This is a genomic window from Thauera sp. SDU_THAU2, assembly GCF_038260575.1.
Taxonomy (GTDB): Bacteria; Pseudomonadota; Gammaproteobacteria; order Burkholderiales; family Rhodocyclaceae; genus Thauera.
Window position 1 is genome coordinate 655133 of record NZ_JBBWUN010000003.1, and the last position, 18715, is coordinate 673847.

The 18715-nt window shown below is 62.7% G+C and carries 17 protein-coding genes; 15 read left to right on the forward strand and 2 right to left on the reverse strand.

The genetic code is table 11. From position 1 onward, the window contains the following. Position 1: 1 nt before the first annotated feature. The 6 genes from AAFL97_RS04140 (at position 2) to AAFL97_RS04165 (ending at position 5640) form a co-directional block, all read left to right on the forward strand. Entirely contained in the window at positions 2-886 is an 885-nt protein-coding gene (locus AAFL97_RS04140) for an NAD(P)-dependent oxidoreductase (RefSeq protein ID WP_341643845.1), read from the forward strand. Positions 887-897: 11 nt separating this feature from the next. Beyond that, positions 898-1305: a hypothetical protein gene (locus tag AAFL97_RS04145; RefSeq protein ID WP_341643846.1), complete on the forward strand. Its 408-nt coding sequence runs from the start codon at positions 898-900 to the stop codon at positions 1303-1305. Positions 1306-1368: 63 nt separating this feature from the next. Next, on the forward strand, positions 1369-2229 hold the full coding sequence (locus AAFL97_RS04150; RefSeq protein WP_341643847.1) for an enoyl-CoA hydratase/isomerase family protein: 861 nt from the start codon (positions 1369-1371) through the stop codon (positions 2227-2229). A 172-nt stretch (positions 2230-2401) separates the two neighbouring features. Beyond that, positions 2402-3151 carry a sulfite exporter TauE/SafE family protein gene (locus tag AAFL97_RS04155; protein ID WP_341643848.1) on the forward strand — a complete coding sequence of 250 codons (750 nt, stop codon included), beginning with the start codon at positions 2402-2404 and terminating at the stop codon, positions 3149-3151. 68 nt (positions 3152-3219) lie between these two features. Next, complete coding sequence (locus tag AAFL97_RS04160; RefSeq protein ID WP_341643849.1) at positions 3220-3930, forward strand: NAD(P)H-dependent oxidoreductase; 711 nt, start codon at positions 3220-3222, stop codon at positions 3928-3930. Between the two features lie 93 nt (positions 3931-4023). Then, a complete protein-coding gene (locus AAFL97_RS04165) occupies positions 4024-5640 on the forward strand; it encodes a methyl-accepting chemotaxis protein (protein WP_341643850.1) in 1617 nt (538 codons plus the stop codon). Positions 5641-5667: 27 nt separating this feature from the next. Here the strand turns inward: AAFL97_RS04165 and AAFL97_RS04170 are convergent, their stop codons facing one another. Beyond that, positions 5668-5856: a hypothetical protein gene (locus AAFL97_RS04170; protein ID WP_341643851.1), complete on the reverse strand. Its 189-nt coding sequence runs from the start codon at positions 5854-5856 to the stop codon at positions 5668-5670. Beyond that, the gene (locus tag AAFL97_RS04175; RefSeq protein ID WP_341643852.1) at positions 5853-6347 is read right to left on the reverse strand and encodes a TetR/AcrR family transcriptional regulator; all 495 of its coding nucleotides are present in this window, start codon (positions 6345-6347) and stop codon (positions 5853-5855) included. Before AAFL97_RS04175 ends, AAFL97_RS04170 begins: the two co-directional genes overlap by 4 nt. Before the next feature lie 590 nt (positions 6348-6937). Between AAFL97_RS04175 and AAFL97_RS04180 the strand changes: the two genes are divergently transcribed. The 9 genes from AAFL97_RS04180 to AAFL97_RS04220 all read left to right on the forward strand — a co-directional run bounded on the left by AAFL97_RS04180 (position 6938) and on the right by AAFL97_RS04220 (position 18708). Next, on the forward strand, positions 6938-8386 hold the full coding sequence (locus tag AAFL97_RS04180; protein WP_341643853.1) for an NAD-dependent succinate-semialdehyde dehydrogenase: 1449 nt from the start codon (positions 6938-6940) through the stop codon (positions 8384-8386). Positions 8387-8646: 260 nt separating this feature from the next. Further along, a complete protein-coding gene (locus AAFL97_RS04185) occupies positions 8647-10293 on the forward strand; it encodes a DUF1302 domain-containing protein (RefSeq protein ID WP_341643854.1) in 1647 nt (548 codons plus the stop codon). Positions 10294-10306: 13 nt separating this feature from the next. Then, entirely contained in the window at positions 10307-11668 is a 1362-nt protein-coding gene (locus AAFL97_RS04190) for a DUF1329 domain-containing protein (protein WP_341643855.1), read from the forward strand. Positions 11669-11756: 88 nt separating this feature from the next. Beyond that, complete coding sequence (locus AAFL97_RS04195; RefSeq protein WP_341643856.1) at positions 11757-12845, forward strand: WD40/YVTN/BNR-like repeat-containing protein; 1089 nt, start codon at positions 11757-11759, stop codon at positions 12843-12845. Next, positions 12842-15259 carry an efflux RND transporter permease subunit gene (locus tag AAFL97_RS04200; protein WP_341643857.1) on the forward strand — a complete coding sequence of 806 codons (2418 nt, stop codon included), beginning with the start codon at positions 12842-12844 and terminating at the stop codon, positions 15257-15259. The genes AAFL97_RS04195 and AAFL97_RS04200 overlap by 4 nt, the downstream gene beginning before the upstream one ends. Positions 15260-15496: 237 nt before the next feature. Then, positions 15497-15805 (forward strand): HigA family addiction module antitoxin, encoded by a 309-nt coding sequence (locus tag AAFL97_RS04205; RefSeq protein ID WP_341643858.1) that lies wholly within the window; start codon positions 15497-15499, stop codon positions 15803-15805. A gap of 280 nt (positions 15806-16085) precedes the next feature. Continuing rightward, positions 16086-16991, forward strand: coding sequence for a VOC family protein (locus AAFL97_RS04210; protein WP_341643859.1), 906 nt, complete (start codon positions 16086-16088; stop codon positions 16989-16991). A 26-nt stretch (positions 16992-17017) separates the two neighbouring features. Further along, positions 17018-17893, forward strand: coding sequence for a CoA transferase subunit A (locus AAFL97_RS04215; RefSeq protein WP_341643860.1), 876 nt, complete (start codon positions 17018-17020; stop codon positions 17891-17893). A 14-nt stretch (positions 17894-17907) separates the two neighbouring features. Then, complete coding sequence (locus AAFL97_RS04220; protein WP_341643861.1) at positions 17908-18708, forward strand: CoA-transferase subunit beta; 801 nt, start codon at positions 17908-17910, stop codon at positions 18706-18708. Positions 18709-18715: the final 7 nt, after the last annotated feature.

Here is an 18715-nt window from a genome sequence, read left to right on the forward strand (position 1 = left end):
CATGAAGGTGGCGTTCATTGGGTTGGGCAACATGGGGTCCGGCATCGCGCAGCGCATCGCGGCCGGCGGGTTCGACCTGACGGTCTGGAATCGGACCCAGTCGAAGATGACCCCCCTCGTCGAGCGGGGAGCGACGCCGGCCGCCTCGGCCAGGGAGGCCGTTGCCGACGCCGACGTGGTGTTTACGAGCCTGATGGACGACCAGTCCATCTTCGGCATCCTGCAGGCGGAGGACGGCATCCTGGCCGGCATGAAGCCCGGTGCCATCCATGTCTGCGTGACGACCATTTCGCCCGACTGCGCCGACCGGCTTGCCAGGCTTCACGAGGAGCACGGCAGCCACTACGTTTCCGGCCCTGTGGTTGGCCGGCCGGATGCCGCGGCGAGCGGCCAGCTCATGACCTATCTCGCCGGCGCCGCGGATGCGATCGCCAAGGCGACCCCGGTCTGCGAGAGCTATGCGAAGCAGGTGATCGCCATCTCGGACACGCCGCGAATCGCAAACTGCATGAAGCTCTGCATCAACTTCAATGCCGTTGCGCTCATCGAGCTGATGGGCGAGAGCTATGTCCTGGCCGAGAAATGCGGCATCCCGTTGGAGCACCTGCGCGATTTTTACCAGCAATCGGCGTTTGCCCACCCCGCGTTCAAGATGTACGCGGAAAAGCTGCGGGCCCGCGATTTCGCTGGCCGCGGCGGTTTCGTCATGAAGGGCGGGCTGAAGGACGTGAGGCTGATGCTGTCCACCGCGGGCAGCGTCGGCATCGATCTGGAGATCGGCAGGATCGTTGAGAGGAAGCTCGATGCGGGAATTAGCGCCGGCATGGAGGAGACCGACTGGAGCGCGTTCTATGAAATTACCCGGCGCGAGGCCGGCCTCGGTTAAGGAGAGATTCCATGGGTGACGTCTTGGTGATTTTCGGGTTTCTATGGATGGTGGCGGCCGCGCTGCTCGGGTTGTATCTGGGCGCCACCCATGCGGCCCATCTCGAGAAGCTGGAAAACATCGCGAAAGGCGGGACGCTGTTCGACTATCACCAGAGGCTGGACGCTTACAAATGGAGAGTCACCGTGCATGCGCACGCGTTCCTTTTTTCCATCGTGATCGTTCTGATCGGGCTCGTCATCCACAAGACGAATTTTTCCGACGCGGCCACCGACGCGCTCGGCTACGGGCTGATTGCCGCGCCCGTGCTCTGGAGCGTCGGCGGCCTCAGACACAGCAAGCCCCTGATGGGCGCTGGCGATCTCCTGCTGTTGTTGGGGATCGTCGCCACCCTTGCCGGATTGGCAAAAATCATCTGACGGTGCCGTATCCACGGGCCGTCCGGGAACCAGGCGCAACCGGACATTTCAAGGAGATCGACCATGTCTCTCACGCAGTTCGTACCGACCCCGAAGTTCGAAGAATACAAGGAGCGCTTCAAGGAGCATTACCATCTCGAGCGCCGTGAAGACGGCGTCATCCTGGCCCGGGCGCATACCCTGGGCGGCCCGGTGCAGCTGAGCGTGGAAAACCACCGGGCTCTCGGCCAACTGCTCAAGACCATCGGCGCCGACCCCGAGAACGAAATCCTGATCCTGACGGGGACCGGCGACGATTTCATGATGGCGGCAGACCCCGAGGGTTTCGCCCTGGAGCAGAAGGACCTTCCCTACTGGGCGTACGAGTATGCCTACAAGGATGGCCGCATCAACGTCAGTTCGCTGATCAACGACCTGGAGATTCCGACGATCGGCGTCTTCAACGGGCCGGGGTTCCACAGCGAAATCTGCCTGATGTGCGATATCACCCTCTGCAGCGAGGATGCGGTGGTTTTCGACCCGCACTTCGATCTCGGGTCCGTGCCCGGCGACGGCATTCACAGCTGCTTCCAGGAACTGCTCGGCGTCAAGCGTTCCGCCTATGCCCTGCTCACCGGGCAGGCAATCGACGCGAAGAAGGCCCTGGAGTACGGCATGGTGAACGAGGTGCTGCCGCGGGACAGGCTGATCGAGCGCGCCTGGGTGCTCGCCGACCACATCATGAAGCAGCCTCGCATCACGCGCCGGATGACCACCCAGATCGTGCGGCGGCCGTGGAAGCAGCGGATCACCGACAACCTGGACGGCGGCTTCGGCATCCAGATGTTCGCCCACCTGGCGAAGCAGAAGTCGATCCACAGCCGGAATCATATCGGCGCCACGGTCGCGTATGTCCGGGAAGGGCGGCAGAACAGCTTCGACTGATCCGCCTTCCGTCCCGCCGCGCCGGATGGCTGTTCCGTCCGGCGGGCGATTCTCTGTACGGAGCAGCCTGCAGGGTCCGGTTCTTGGCGTTTTGCCAAGGACCGGATTCTTCTGGCTGCGCCACTCCCTTCGACGGCCACCGGCTTGCGTCGGCCGATGCGGCGGACATGGAATGATCAGCGATCCCTATTTTTACCTCATCGCTTTCCCGGCCGTTCTGTTGACGGGAATATCCAAGGGAGGCTTCGGCGGCGCGCTGGGCGTCGTCGGCGTTCCGCTGATGGCCCTGGTCATCTCGCCGATGCAGGCGGCGGCCATCATGCTGCCCGTCCTCTGCGCAATGGATTTCTTCGGCATGCGTGCCTACCTCGGTAAGTGGGACGTGGCCAATCTGAAGATCATCGTGCCCGGCGCGCTGATCGGAATCGTGCTGGGCACCGTGACGTTCGGGGCGTTCAGCGAGAACGTCATCCGGATGGCGGTCGGCGTGATTACCGTCGCCTTCGTTCTCGACAATCTGCTGAAGGACTCCCGCAAAGATGCGCGCGCCGGTCGCTCGCGGCTGCGCGGAACCTTCTGGTCCGGCGTCTCGGGATTCACCAGCTTCCTCGCCCATTCCGGCGGGCCGCCGATCATGGTGTACCTCATGCCGCAGCGGCTCGACAAGGTGGTGTTCGTTGGCACGGTCAACGCCTTCTTCCTGCTCACCAATGCGTTCAAGGTCGTCGCCTATGCCGGCCTCGGCCAGCTTTCCACCGGCAACCTGGCGACCAGCCTGCTGCTGGCGCCGGCCGTTCCGCTTGGCGTATGGCTCGGCCTGCATCTCCAGCGGAAGGTGGATCAGGTCTGGTTTTACCGGATCGCCCAGGGGGGTCTGCTGCTGACCGGCCTGCTGCTCATTGTTCAAGGCCTGGGGCGGTAGCCGATCCGGCCCGAATCCGAACCGCCACTCGGGTGTGCCGGTATTTGAATGCGAATGGAGTAAATGTCATGAATGTGCTGATCGTTCATGCTCATTATGAGCAGGAATCTTTCTCCTCTGCGCTGATGCACTGTGCGGTGGATGTGTTCGAATCCGGCGGTCATGAGGTGCGGGTGTCGGACCTTTACAAAATGAATTGGAACCCGGTTGCAAGCGCAAGTGACTTCGGGGAAAGAGAGCATTCCGAATATTGCGTATACGCGCTTGAGCAGAGAAAGGCCTGTCAAGCCGGAACCATCGCTCGCGATATCGCCGGGGAGATCGAGAAGGTCAAGTGGTGCGACCTGTTGATCTTCAATTTCCCCATGTTCTGGTGTTCCGCTCCGGCGATCCTCAAGGGCTGGATCGACCGTGTATTCGTCTCCGGTTTGTTTTATGGGGGAACGCGATTCTATGATCGTGGTGGCATGACCGGAAAGCGCGCCATGGTGACTCTCACGCTTGGCGGACGCGACCATATGTTTGGCAAAGACGCCATTCACGGTGAACTGGACGTCATGTTGAGGCATCTCGTGCGTGGGACGCTGGGCTACTGCGGATTTGAAGTCCTGAAGCCCTTCGCCGCATATCACGTTCCCTACATTTCTGATGAAGAGCGCGGAGTCATTCTTGACGATTACCGTATCGCGTTGAGAGATATTGCTGCGAGACAGTCAGTGGATTTTCCGAAGCTGTCTGATTTTGATGAGGCGATGAGGCCGCTCCGTCCGTCCGTGTGAGGTTGCGGCGACGGACTCCGCTCCTGTTCCTCGCAGGCGGTCCAGCCGACAACGGGATATCGGCGCTCAAGAACCGTTTGGAGAGACGGACAAGTGATTTCGATAAACGCAAAATTCAAGCTGTTCGTGATCCTGCTGCTCGCCAGCCTTGTTGCCCTGTCTTTCTTCGGATTGATGTCGGAGCGGACGGTGTTGATCAAAGATGGCAAGCTCAAGACCCGGCACGTGGTCGAGACGGCCTATGGCGTACTGGAGCACTTTCATCATCTGGAGAAAACGGGCGTCCTTTCCCGGGAAGCGGCCCAGGAGGCGGCTTTTTCGCAGATCCGGCGCCTGCGCTATGGCGAGTCGGAATATTTCTGGATCAACGATCTGGCGCCCCGAATTCTCGTGCATCCGACTTCGCCCGCGCTCGAAGGAAAGCCGGTGGCCGATATGCGCGACCCGTCGGGGAAGTTCCTGTTCAGGGAATTCGTGGATATCGCCAAGGCCCATGGAAGCGGGCACGTGGAATATCTCTGGCCCAAGCCGGGCAGCGACACGCCCGTGGGCAAGACATCGTTCGTCAAACTGTTCGGGCCGTGGAATGTGATCATCGGGTCGGGTACCTACAATGACGACGTCGATGCGCTGTTCGTGGGCAAGGCGATGAAGGTCGGTGGCGCCGTCGTCCTGCTGGTCGCAATGCTCGGCTCGCTGGCCATATTCATGGCGCGAGGCATGCTGAAGCCTCTGGGCGAACTCGAACGGTCCCTGCATCGCGTCAAGGAGAGCAACGACCTGACGATACGGGTGGCGGTCGCCTCCCAGGACGAAATCGGTCGGACGGCCGAGGCATTCAATCACATGATTGCCTCTTTTCAGGAAACGGTCCATTCGGTCCTGGGCAACGCAAGTCGGATTTCCGAGTCGGCCGGCAAGCTGTCGGCGATGTCGGAAGAAATGGATGATCACGCCAAATCCCAGTGCAGCGCCGCGGAGTCGATGGCCCAGGCGGTCGCGCAGCTCAGCGCCGGCATCGCCAGCATTTCGGAGAGCGCGGGCGACGCGCACGGCGTCGCCCTGCGGTCTGGCGAAAGCTCGGACAAAGGCGGGCAGATCGTCGCCGATGCGGTTGCCGAGATGAACAAGATCGCCGCTGCCGTTCATCAATCGGAGAGCGTCGTCGAGAGGCTTGGAAAGCATTCGGAGAAGATTTCGGTGATCGTCAATACCATCAAGGAGATCGCCGACCAGACCAATCTTCTCGCGCTCAATGCCGCGATCGAGGCCGCCCGGGCCGGGGAGCACGGGCGGGGCTTCGCGGTCGTCGCCGACGAGGTGAGAAAACTTGCCGAACGCACCGGCAGATCCACCGAGGAAATCGGCGCCATGATCTCGACGATCCAGGAAGGGGTGCGGGAAGCCGTCGACAGCATGAACCTGGCAAGCGAGTATGTCGGGCAAGGCGTCGGCATGACCCGGGCCGTCGGCATCTCCATGGAGGAGATTCGCAGCCAGGCCCGGTGCGCGGGCAGCGCGATGGGCGAGATTTCGGATGCGCTTCTCGGTCAGCGTACGGCCGGTCAGCAGGTTTCCGACAATACGGTCCGGATTTCCTCGATGAGCACGCAGACCAACCGCAGCGCGCATCTGGTTGCCGCCACGGCCCGGGATCTGTCCCACATGGCGAGTCGGCTCCAGGAGGCGGCGGCGAGGTTCAGCGTGTGATCGCCGGACGGCCGCAGGCCGGGGGGACTAGGCTATCGTCTTGGTCGGGCGGCGTATTTCCGCCAGCGGATAGGAAAAGATTTCCCCGCGCTTCTCCTCGGACGTTCCCAGGCCCTGCAGAATGGTTTCCACGATGCGATCCGTGTAATCGGTCTTGGCAAGGCCCGGCTCCTTGAGCAGCCTGATCATCGCCTGGCGCATCGTGCCCATCGTCATGTCCCAGCCGCACTCCGCCGACGGGCAGGCGAACCCGCCCGACTTGATTCCCAGCCGGATGTCCCGGAGCGGGCCATCCAGCGCGAACCCCCTTGAAACCAGACGCTGGCGACGAAACTGCACCAGGCCTTGTCCGCCTTCGCTTTTTCCATCCATAGCCGCATGCCCATTCCATGACGAAGGAGAGGGTCGTCGATGATCTGGATCGAGGATTCGATCGCATCGGCCAGATCATCTGCCAACCAGGTGGCGGTTGCCGAAAGCAGTTCGGCGGTACTGCTGAAGTAGTTATAAAAAGTCCCCCGTGCGATACCTGTGATCTTGATGAAGTCGTCGATGACGGGCGCGTCCGGCCCCTTCTCGGCAAAGACCTGCAACGCGGCCTCGATGATGCGGGCCTTGGTTCTGCTGCGCCGATTTCTTCCGACGACGGTCCGGTGGTTGATCGCCGCTTTCTTCCCGGGAACAACGGCTGATTCTTTGGCATTCATTGCGACTCTTGAGGCAGCATATGCTAATCGATTTTTGATGTTGCGATTATAGTCCAAACTGGACGACATGCCCAATATTAATGAACTGGATAATCTCATTGTCATGATTGTTGCCTGTGCACCAGGCCTGATGGATCAGGCCGTGAGGCACATCCGTGCATGACGCTTCCAAATTCCCCTTCCTATCTCGATAGGCGATGCCGATCGTCATTCGCTGAACGGTATCGACCCCTTTGACGCTGACGGCCGGAAGCCTGGGTGCGAAGAGCGGATACCTCTTGCACGCATGAAGCCACCCGGTTCATGCGCGGTACGTATCCGCAAGGTGAGAGGCTTTCGTTCTGGCCAGGGAAAAATTTTCATTGAACAGAAATGTCATCTTGACAATAAATTCCGTATTGGATAGCTTGTGCAATATTGGTGAGGGTGTGCAGCCATCGCCGGTGTGGTCGGCAGTCGGAAGGGGGCTCGACATCTGCCCGCTGCTCCGTTTCTGCGCGTGGAGAAGAGGCGAACCGGGAGATGCAAGCCCGCGCCGACGGTTCCGACACTGCCTCGCGGATAAAAAAACGCTGGAGACATAAGACAAAATGCAATTCGATCTCGAAGAAATGAACAAGGGGCTGTATATCGGCGGCGTGTGGCGTGCCGCTGAGGACGGGTCGGTTTTTGACGTCCTGGACCCAGCTACGGAAGAAACCATCGCCCGTGTTTCCGATGCGACGGTCGGAGACGCGATTGCGGCAGTCGATGCTGCATACGGAGCCGCTAAGGGCTGGGCGTCCACGCCGCCGCGCGAACGTAGCGAGATGCTGCGCCGCGCCTTCGAGTTGATGGTCGAGGAAAAGGACGCGCTGGCCTGGCTGATAACCCTCGAAAGTGGGAAGGCGCTCTCCGAAGCCAGGGGGGAGGTGCTGTATGCCGCCGAATTCTTACGCTGGTTTTCCGAGGAGGCGGTGCGGGTCATCGGAGAAATATCTGTGGCCCCAAGCGGTAACAACCGCATCGTCGTTCAGCGGCAGCCGATCGGGATTTCTGTATTCGTCACGCCTTGGAATTTCCCCGCCGCGATGGCGACGCGGAAAATCGCTCCTGCACTTGCCGCGGGCTGCACCACGGTGCTGAAGCCGGCCAAGGAAACCCCGCTTACGGCGCTGGCCATGGCGGCGATTTTCGAACGGGCCGGCGTGCCGCCGGGTGTGGTCAATACCATTCCGACGCGCCGGTCTTCGAGCGTGGTTGCGGCGATGCTCAAGGATGCGCGCGTTCGGAAATTCTCTTTTACCGGCTCGACCGAGACTGGCCGGCGTCTTCTCGCCCAGGCCGCCGAGAACGTCGTCAAGTGCTCGATGGAGCTCGGCGGCAACGCGCCGTTCATCGTCTTTGCCGATGCCGATCTCGATGCCGCGGTGTCTGCGGCCATGATCGCGAAGCTCCGCAATGGCGGCGAATCATGTACGGCGGCCAACCGCTTTTACGTCGAAAGTCCTGTGGCGAGGGAGTTCGCCGACAGGTTGGCGGCGGCCATGGCGGGCGTGAAGATCGGTCACGGCCTCGACGACGGCGTTCAGCTTGGTCCGATGGTCAATGCGGGGACCCGGGACAAGGTTGCCTCTCTGGTGAAGGTGGCGATTGCCGAGGGGGCGACGCTGATCGCCGGTGGCAAGGTCCCGGACGGTCCAGGCTATTTCTACGAACCGACCGTGCTTGCCGATGTGGCCGCCGATGCAACGATCCTGCGCGAAGAAATCTTCGGTCCGGTCGCACCCATTGCGACCTTCGAGGGCGAGGAGCAGGCCGTCGCCCTGGCCAACGCAACGGAATTCGGCCTGGTGTCCTTCATCCATACGCGAGACCTGGCCAAAGCCCTGCGTGTCGCCGACCGGATCGAATCCGGCATGGTCGGCATCAACCGGGGTGTGGTTTCCGACCCCGCCGCGCCATTCGGTGGCTGGAAGCAAAGCGGCGTCGGCCGGGAAGGCGCTCATGACGGCCTGCTTGAATACCTGGAATCGAAGTACATCTCGGTGAGCTGGTGAGTGGACGTGCCGTTAGTGCTTGCGGGGTGGCTGGTGTGTCACGAGCGAGCCGGGAAATGCTGGACCACCGATCCTCCGAATTTCTTCCGGCCACTCAAGCGTGGAAAACACATAAAGAAGCCCCCAGAGGCTCTGTGGAGACAACCTGCTGCAGCCTGGATCGTTCGTCAAGCGAATGCCAAGCACCGCCGGTGGAGCGAAAGAGGCGTTGAAGTCGGCGCTATTTAGTTTGTTGATGTAAAAAACCAAAGGAGGGGCAGATGAGCGAAAGAAACGGTAGAAAGTATGCCCGCAGAAGTCTGCTGTCATTGTTGTGTTGCTCGCTCGGTTGGGGGCAAACGGCGACGGCATTCGTGATTCCCGTGGCAAATTCCGACCTCAAGGTGCGATGGGATAATACCGTCAAATACAGCGCGGCCTATCGCCTGCACAATCCGAGCGAGCGCGTGGCCGGGGGGGCATCCGGCGCGCTGGTGCCCGGGAGCGAACTCGACGACGGTGACCGAAATTTCAAGCGCGGCCTCGTATCGAACCGCGTCGACCTGTTCTCGGAATTCGACATCGCTTACAAGAACATGGGGTTGCGCCTGAGCGGGGCGGCCTGGTACGACGACGTCTATAACCGCGGCAACGACAACCGTTCCGCGACGGTGAATTCGGCCAGCGTGCCGGCTGGCCGTTTCACCTCGGGTACGCGCGATATGATGGGGCGCAAGGCCGAGCTGCTTGATGCTTTCGTCTATTTCAACAGCGATGAGATGTCCGAAACGCCGTTCACGGTGCGGGTGGGCAGGCACAGCGTGCTTTACGGGGAGACGCTGTTTTTCGGCGCCAACGGCATTGCCGGCACCCAGGCGCCGATCGATACGATCAAGCTCCTTTCGGTCCCCGGCTCGCAGTTCAAGGAGATCATCCGCCCGGTCGGCCAGGTTTCGACCCGGATCCAGCTTTCTTCCAGTTTTTCCCTGGGGGTCTACTACCAGTTCGAATGGGAGAAGAGCCGTCTGCCTGCTTCCGGTTCGTTCCTGAGTGACCTCGACTTTTTCGGAGCGGGCCGGGAGACGGCCCTGGGCTGGAACTACGCCGGAGAAGATAAGCCGGACAGTGCGCAGGGCGGTATTCAGCTCCGGTTCAAGCCGCGTTCCGGAGACACCGAATATGGTTTTTACGCGGCTCGCTACAACGAAAAAGGGCCGATGATGATGTTCGATCCCCGGCCGTTCGTGAACCAGTACCGGCTCGTCTATCCGGAAAAGATCAAGACCATCGGCGCAAGTTTCAGCACCGTCTTCGCCGACGTGAACGTTTCCGGCGAAGTGTCGTACCGCTGGAACGCGCCTCTGGTGACCGGACCGCAACTAGATATCGGCTTCCTCGGGAACGGCACGAACAAGCAGCTCTATGCGGTCGGCAAGACGGTCCACCTGAACCTCTCCGCGATCTACCTGCTGGGCAAGAGTGCGCTGTGGGATGGCGCGGAACTGCTCGGAGAAATCGCCTGGAATCGCACCCTGTCCGTGGACAAGAACCCGCTGGCGCTGGATGCCAACGTCACCCGGGATGCTACCGCGCTGAGGATGATCTTTTCTCCCCAGTATTTCCAGGTGCTGCCCGGTCTCGACATCTCGGTTCCGATCGGTGTCGGCTGGAATCCGAGCGGACGTTCGTCGGCGGTCGAGAAATTCAACGGAGGCGTCCGCCACGGCGGCGACGTCAGTATCGGGGTTAAGGGGGACTATCAGAAGAAATGGCGGATGGCGCTGAACTACACCCATTACTTCGGCAAGGAGGATGCGTTCCTGACGCCGAACACCGTCGACCCTGCCCACGGCCCGTTCATGCGCACCGGCGCCCAGTCGCTGCGCGACCGCGATTTCATTTCCTTCACGGTGCAAACCACTTTCTGACGAGGAGACAGAAATGCTGAGAAGAACTTTCATCGCCTCGGCGATCGCTACCGTATGGGCGATGGCGGCACCGGTCTATGCTGCAGTGACTGCCGAAGAAGCGGCTGCGCTCAAATCCAGCTTGACTCCCTTGGGTGCCGAAAGGGCCGGGAACGAGGCCGGAACGATCCCGGCGTGGGATGGCGGCATGACCAAGCCGCCCGCGGGCTATCAGCCTGGCGCGCCGCGCCCCGATCCGTTCGCCGGCGAAAAGCCGATCCTGCAGATTTCCGCAAAGAACCTGGATCAGTACAAGGACCGTCTTTCCGACGGCGTTCAGGAGATGCTGAAGAAATATCCGGACAGCAACCGTCTGGATGTGTATCCGACCCACCGCACCGCCGCGGCGCCCCAGTGGGTTTACGACAACACCTTCGCCAACGCGACGCGAGCGAAGACGACCCAGGGTGGAAACAACATCGAGAACGCCTTCGGCGGCATTCCGTTCCCGATCCCGAAATCCGGCGCCGAGGCCATGTGGAACCATCTGCTGCGCTGGCGCGGAGAGTCGTCTGAAAGCATGCTCAGTATCTGGATCGGCAACGCCGACGGCAGCCGGACGATGGCGGTCGAGGCAAAGGACGATCATCAGTTTCCATACTACCGGCAGGACGGCTCGCCGGAACAATTCTCCGGTATCTACTGGATGTTCCGCCAGGTGCAGACCAATCCGCCGTTCAAGGCCGGTGAATCGATGCTGTTGCACGACCCGGTGGACCAGATCGGAGAAGGGCGCAAGGCATGGCAGTACCTGGCCGGCCAGCGTCGGGTCAGACGTGCGCCGACGATCGCCTTCGACACGCCTGACTTCGTCGCTTCCGGCCAGGGCTATTTCGACGAGGTGTTCATGTTCCTGGGGTCGCTGGAGCGCTACGAGTGGACGCTTGTCGGCAAGAAGGAAATCTACGTCCCGTACAACAGCAATCGCTTCCCGCTGGCCAAGAGAGCGGAAGTGTTCTCCCCTCACCACCTGAACCCGGACAAGCTGCGCTGGGAACTGCATCGGGTGTGGGTGGTGGAGGCGAACCTGGCGGCCGGGAAGCGCCATGTGGTGCCGAAACGCCGCTTCTATCTCGACGAGGACACCTGGGCGGTGCTGCTGGCGGACGGTTACGACGCGGAAGGGAGGCTGTGGCGTACCCAGCAGTCCGTCCCCTTCGTCGCACCGGAGATTCCTGCCGTGGTGACCCAGACCTTTGCCACGTTCAATCTGCTTGCCGGGACATGGATGGTGAACAACGTCTACAACGAGCAGCCGACCCAGTACAAGGTCGTCCCCCGCCGGCCGGACGCCTATTTCTCTCCGGACGCCCTGGCCGGCGCCGGGGTGCGTTGAGCCGGTACGAAAGCAAGCGTTAAGAACCACAAAATGGATTCGGGAGCGGGGGGCAGTCCCCCCGCATCCCGGGCGGAGGAGCAATGATATGAATCTTGATGACAAGAGGTGCCTGACGAGGCTCGGGCACGTCATGATCGTCGGCATCGCGATAGTCGGCGCGACGGCGCACGCTGCGCTCGATGTCCTGGAACGACCGGCATTGTCGCGGACGAACGAGCGGGCGCTCACGTCGGTCGTTCTGGCGGTCGAAAAGGCGGGTACGCGGCTTAATGCCGTCGGCGAGCGCGGGCTAGTGCTGTACTCGGACGACGAAGGGACGCACTGGCATCAGGCAAGCGTGCCCGTCAGCGTCACCTTGACCAGCGTCGCATTCTCGGATGTGCAGACCAGTTGGGCGGTAGGTCACAGCGGCGTCGTCCTGCGCAGCGACGATGGCGGCCGGACCTGGGCCAAGGTGCTCGACGGAAAGCAGGCTGCGGCCCTGGTGGCGGAATCGGCGCAGGCAGCAGGGACAGACCCGCAACTGGCTGCCGAGGCAGCGCGCCTGGTGGCCGACGGACCGGACAAGCCTTTTCTCGGCATCCACTTCATCGACAAGGCGCATGGTTTTCTTGTCGGAGCCTATGGGCTTCTTTTTGCGACATCGGACGGCGGCCGGACCTGGCGGCCCCGATTGGACCGGATCGACAATCCGAAGGGGCTGCATCTCTACAGTATTCTGGCGACCGATGAAGCGATCTGGCTGGCCGGCGAACAGGGTGCCCTGTTCGTGTCCCGGGATCGCGGCGCTTCGTTCCGATCCGTTGCGACGCCCTATCAAGGGACGTATTTCGGCATGGTCTCCGCCGGCAGGAATGTCGTCGTCTTCGGCATGCGCGGCAATGCCTACTGGTCCGGAGATCAGGGAAGCACGTGGGAAAAATGCCTTGTCCAGACCAACGGTGCCTTGACGGCGGGGCTACGCACGAAATCCGGCGCCGTGATGCTGACCGACGACAGCGGAAACGTCTTCGTCAGCCGTGACGAAGGCCGGCGATTCGAGCGGAGCCCGCTGCCGAAACAGACGCCGCTGAACGCCATTCTCGAGGTGAGCCCCGGCCGGTTCGTCCTGGCCGGGGCCCGCGGCCTCGGACTGGCCGGCTTTTCACAGCCTGCCGTGGGTAGCGAGCCATGAACCACGATACCTCTCTTGCCGAACATCCCGTGATCCGCGATATCAAGGATTTCGATGCCAATTCCGGCAATTTCGTCGAACGGGCCTTCTTCAACCACCGCCTGGTCGTTATGGTAGTCTGCCTGGCGCTGACCTTGATCCTGGGTTTTCAGGCCCTGGGGCTGAAGCTGAATGCCAGCTTCGAAAAGATGATTCCGGCGCACCATCCCTACATCCTCAATTACTTCGAGAATCGCCAGGATCTGGCCGGATTGGGAAACAGTGTCCGCATTGCGGTGGAGGCGGTCGACGGCAGCATTTTCAGCGCAGGCTACCTGGAGACGCTGCGTCGACTCAACGACGAGCTGTTCCTGCTGCCCGGCGTCGATCGTCCCTATATGAAATCCCTGTGGACACCCTCGACGCGCTGGGTCGGAGTCACGGAAGAGGGGCTCGACGGCGGGCCGGTCATTCCGGATGACTACGACGGCAGCAGCGCAAGCCTCGAGCAACTGCGACAGAACGTCGAGCGTTCGGGCGAGATCGGGCAACTGGTTGCCGCCAATTATGCTTCCAGCGTCATTTTCCTGCCGCTGAACGACGTCGCTGCCGATGGCACCCGCCTTGACTACCACGAGTTTTCCAGGAAGCTCGAAGAGCTGCGTGCGAAGCACGAATCCGCCGGCGTCCGGATCTACATCACCGGATTCTCGAAGATCGTCGGCGATCTGATCGATGGCCTGCAGCAGGTCGCTCTTTTCTTTGCACTGGCCATTGCCATCTGCAGCGTCGTGCTCTACGCCTACACGCGCTGTCTGCGAAGCACCGCGCTCGTGATGGCGTGCTCGCTCGTGGCGGTCATCTGGCTGCTCGGCCTGCTGCCGACCCTGGGCTACGAACTCGACCCGTATTCCGTCCTAGTGCCATTCCTCGTGTTCGCCATCGGCATGAGCCACGGCGCCCAGAAAATGAACGGCATCATGCAGGACATCGGGCGCGGCACGCACCGGCTGGTGGCGGCGCGCTATACCTTCCGCCGCCTTTTCCTTGCCGGCCTGACCGCGCTGCTCGCCGATGCGGTGGGCTTCGCGGTGCTGATGATCATCGACATCCCGGTGATCAAGGATCTAGCGATCACCGCCAGCATGGGGGTCGGAACGCTCATTTTCACCAATCTGGTGCTGCTGCCCGTTTTCCTTTCCTACACCGGGGTCAGCGCAGCGGCTGCGAAGCGCAGCCTGAAGGAAGAGCGCGCGGACAGGGAGGACCGGGCGCATCGCAAGCATCCGCTCTGGGCCTTCCTCGATCTGTTCACCCGGCGCAAGTGGGCGACCGTCGCCATTGTCGTTTCAATGGCCCTTGGCGTTTTCGGCTTCGTGGCCAGCCTGCAGCTGAAAGTCGGCGACCTCGATCCGGGGGCGCCGGAACTTCGGCCGGATTCCCGCTACAACCGCGACAATGCGTTCATGGTGGAAAACTATGCGGCAAGCAGCGACGTTTTCGTGGTGATGGTGAGGACGCCCGAGTTCGCGTGCGTCAAATACGAGACGCTGAGCGACGTCGATGCCCTGGAGTCGGAGCTGCAGCAACTGCCCGGCGTGGAGTCCACCAATTCCTTCGCGGCCTTGAGCAAGCGGGCTGCTGCGGGCATGAACGAGGGCAGCCTCAAATGGTACGAGCTTCCGCGCACGCAGGACATGCTGAACGCGATCGCAACGCGGGCGCCGAGGGAGTTGTTCAACCAGAAGTGCGATCTTTTGAGCGTTTATGTCTTCCTGAAGGATCACAAGGCAGAAACGCTCGACGCGGTCGTGCGCACGGTCGAGTCCTTCGCCGAGCGGAACGACACGACGGAAGTCCGCTTCCTCAATGCGGCGGGCAACGCCGGCATTGAGGCTGCGACCAATATCGTCGTCAGGAAGGCCAACGTCCAGATGCTCCTGCTCGTCTATGCGGCGGTGATCGTGCTCGCCTTCGTCACTTTCCGTTCTTGGCGGGCCGTGGTTTGCGCTGTGCTGCCGCTGCTGCTTACGTCGATACTCTGCGAGGCGCTGATGGTCTTCCTGGGGATCGGCGTCAAGGTGGCGACCCTGCCGGTCATTGCCCTGGGCGTGGGGATTGGCGTCGACTACGCGCTGTATATCCTGACGGTCACGCTGGCACGCCTGCGGGAAGGAATGAGTCTGTCCGAAGCCTATTACAGGGCGCTCCTATTCACCGGGAAAGTCGTCGCCCTGACCGGCATTACCCTGGGTGTGGCTGTTGCGACCTGGGTGGCATCCCCCATCAAATTCCAGGCCGACATGGGCATCCTGCTTGGCTTCATGTTCGTCTGGAATATGCTGGGGGCCGGAATTCTGCTGCCGGCGCTCGGTTATTTCCTGCTTAAACCGGCCCGGCAGCCTGCGGCGGCGGGGGCCGGCGCGATGCCGTGATCGCGGGCTTTCTCCGGTTCGGTGCATTCTCCTCCGCGGCCTTTGGCCCTCGCCTTGATCGAGGCTGGAAAAATAAACCGGGGTTTGGCCTGCCGCCGCAGGCCGCTTTTGTGCGGCCGGCAAGGGTGACATCCTTCTTGGCGTATTACGTTGCGTGACCAGTGGCGCGTGTGCTTTGCATGGACCGACAATGGCCCGGCCGATGTCGAAATCGTTGATTACCACTGAGGAGGCGTCATGAGCAAACCCATCGACGGCATGCGCCCTGTGCATCCTGGCGAGGTGCTGCGCGAAGATTTCCTGGCTCCGATCGGGCTGAGCGTCAATGCGCTGGCCCTGGCGCTGGGTGTGCCTGCCACCCGCATCCATGAGATCGTGAAGGAGCGGCGCGGGATCACCGCCGACACTGCATTTCGCCTTGCCCGGTACTTCGGTGGCGATGCCGCATCGTGGCTGGTGATGCAGGCAAATTACGACCTCAAGACGCTGCCGTCGCGTGACGAGATCATTTCGCGCGTGCAGCATTGTCCGCTGATGGAAGCGTGATGCCGCGCTGAACACGCACCCCGCTGCGTCGGCGAGTGGGGCGCCGCTGCGTTCAGCCAGCCGGGCGCAGATGTTGTCGTGGATGTCGAGGCCGCCTGCTGCGCCGGCGGCGAGATCGCCATCGCCATCGACGGCGGCATGATGGCCGGCTTCAACGCCAATCTTTGAGCCCGCCGCCGGGGCCGCGGCAAGTCCAGCGTCGTAGTCTCAACGGACGATGATGGCGCGGCCGGCAGTTCGCACAATGCTCCCAGGTATCCGACCAATCCTGGGGGCAGCAATGATCGACATTCGCGGTTTGGCCTACATCGTCACTCAGATCGACGATCTCGCCGAATGGGCAGGCTACGCAGAGAACGTGCTCGGCATGATGAGTTCGCCGGCGCCCGGCGGCGGGCTCTACATCAAGATGGACGAACGCCCCTTCCGCATCCTGGTGGTGCAGGGCGCGGAGCGCCGCTACCTCGCCTCGGGCTGGGAACTGCCGGGCAGGGAGGCATTCGAGGCGGCGCTGGCCGAACTGGATACGAAGGGCGTGCGCTACGCGCTGGCCGACGCCGCCACCGTGGCCCAGCGCGGCATGCAGGCGGTGGCGGTGCTGACCGATCCGTCGGGCAACCGCCACGAACTGTGCTGGGGCCATCTGTCGGACTGCCAGCCCTTCGTCTCGCCGCAGGCGGTGCCCCGTTTCGTCACCGGCGACATGGGCCTGGGCCACACGGTGCTGCCGGCGCCCGATTTCGACGCCACCGCGGCCTTCCTCCGCGACGTGCTCGGCTTCGGCCTGTCCGACATCTTCAACTTCCGCCCCGATCCGGCCGCGCCGCCGGTCCGCATCCACTTCATGCACTGCGGCAATGCCCGCCATCACAGCCTGGCGATCGCCGAATACCCGGTGCCGAGCGGCTGCGTGCATGTGATGGTGGAAGTCGATTCGATGACCGAGGTCGGCCGCGCCCACGACCGCCGCATCGCCCACAAGGTGCCGCTGTCGGCGACGCTGGGCCAGCACCTCAACGACCGCATGATCTCCTTCTACATGAAGACGCCGTCGGATTTCGACCTGGAATACGGCTTCGGCGGCCTGCAGCTCGACTGGGATCGCCACACCGCCTTCGAATTCACCCGCGTCAGCATCTGGGGCCACGACTTCGGCGTCGGCCAGCGGCAGGAACAGGCCGCCTGAGCGCGGCCGGCAACAGGAAAGCATCCATGAACAAACAGATGACGGCGGCCGATGTTGTCGCCCGGCTTCGGGACGGCATGACCATCGGCTTCGGCGGCTGGGGGCCGCGGCGCAAGCCGATGGCGATCGTTCGCGAGATCCTGCGCTCGGACCTGAAGGATCTCACCGTGGTGTCCTACGGCGGGCCGGACGTCGGCATGCTGTGCGCCGCCGGCAAGGTGCGGAAGCTGATCTTCGGCTTCGCCACGCTCGACGCGATCCCGCTCGAACCCTGGTACCGCAAGGTGCGCGAAGCCGGCGGACTGGAACTGATGGAACTCGACGAGGGCATGTGGCAGTGGGGGCTGCGCGCCGCCGGCATGCGCGTGCCCTTCCTGCCGACGCGCTGCGGCCTGGCGACCGACGTGACGAAGCTGAACCCGGAGCTAAAGACCATCCGCTCGCCCTACGACGACGGCGAAGTGCTGCTGGCGATGCCGGCGCTGAAGCTCGACGTCGCGCTGGTGCACGTCAATGTCGCCGACCGGCTCGGCAACACCCTGATCCTGGGCGGCGATCCCTATTTCGACCACCTCGTCGCCCGCGCCGCGGATGCCTGCTACGTGTCGGCCGAGCGGGTCGAGGAACGGCTGGCGCTGACGCCCGAGCAGGCCCGCTTCAACACTTTCGAGCGCTATCTGGTGAAAGGCGTGGTGCATGCGCCCGGCGGCGCCCATCCGACCACCTGCGCGCCGGACTACGGCTGGGACATGAGCCATTTCAAGCGCTACGTCGCCAGCGCCGCCGAGGAAGGCGGCTGGCAGGCCTACATGGACGAATTCGTCAGCCCGGGCGAGGCCGCCTACCAGGCCGCCAACGGCGGCGTCGAACGCATGGGCGCGCTGCCCCTGCCGGTGTTTTGAGGAGCATGAGCGGCATGAGCGACAAGCTTGAATTTTCCTTGGCCGAACTGATGATCGCCGCGGCTTCCGAAGCCTGGCGCGGCGACGGCGAAGTGCTGGCCTCCGGCATCGGCGTGATCCCGCGCCTCGGCGCCAGCCTGGCCAAGCTCACTTATGCGCCGGAGCTGCTGATGACCGACAGCGAATGCTTCCTGGTCGAAGAGCCGATTCCGCTCGGGCCGCGCGGCGATTTCGTGCCGAAGTATTCCGGCTACATGTCCTTCGAGCGCGTCTTCGAATGCGTGTGGGGCGGCCGCCGCCACGCCATGATCGGCCCGACCCAGATCGACCGCTGGGGCCAGACCAACCTGTCGGTGGTCGGCGACTACGACAAGCCCAAGGCCGCCATCCTCGGCGTGCGCGGCCTGCCGGGCAACAGCATCAACCACATCAACTCCTTCTTCGTGCCCAATCACAGCAAGCGCGTGTTCGTCGAAGGCGAGGTGGACATGGTGTCCGGCGCCGGTTTCAATCCGGCGCGCTGGGAGCCCGGCATGAGGCGGGACCTGATGGACATCCGCCGCATCGTCACCGACCTGTGCGTGCTGGATTTCGACGGGCCGGATCGCGCGGTCCGGGTGCGCTCGCTGCATCCGGGCGTCGGCTTCGACGAAGTCCAGGACAAGACCGGCTTCCCGCTGCTGAAGGCGCCGGAGCTGGGCGAGACGCCGCGGCCGAACGCTGAGCAGCTCGCCATCATCCGCCGGCTCGACCCGCACGGTCTGCGCGCCGCGCAGCTCAAGGGCAACCCGCCGGGCGTGCGGGCGGCTGCCTGAGAGGAGC